Source organism: Streptomyces sp. MMG1121, assembly GCF_001280015.1.
In the GTDB taxonomy this organism is placed as follows: domain Bacteria; phylum Actinomycetota; class Actinomycetes; order Streptomycetales; family Streptomycetaceae; genus Streptomyces.
The window spans coordinates 1-235 of the sequence record NZ_LGDV01000158.1; the positions used below are offsets into that span (position 1 = coordinate 1).

Annotated in this window: 1 pseudogene; it reads right to left on the bottom strand. The window is 65.5% G+C overall.

The window, feature by feature from the left end:
- Window positions 1–235: pseudogene (locus ADK64_RS47280) on the bottom strand (hypothetical protein); the annotation flags it as partial.

The following is a 235-nucleotide window of genomic DNA, read 5'->3' on the forward strand; positions in this document are numbered from 1 at the left end:
CCGACCGCACACGAGCCAGATCCACCAACCCGTAATACGCAGTCAAGAACACCACCGGCACCGACGCCGCCTCAACGAACGACCACCCCTCCGGCACCCTCGCCACCAACCGACGATCCGCCACCGCCAACGGCCCCACAAACCCAGCGAACAACCCCATCACCCGATCCCCAGGACACAGATCAACAACCCCGGAACCGACCTCCACCACCACCCCCGCACCCTCACTACCGAG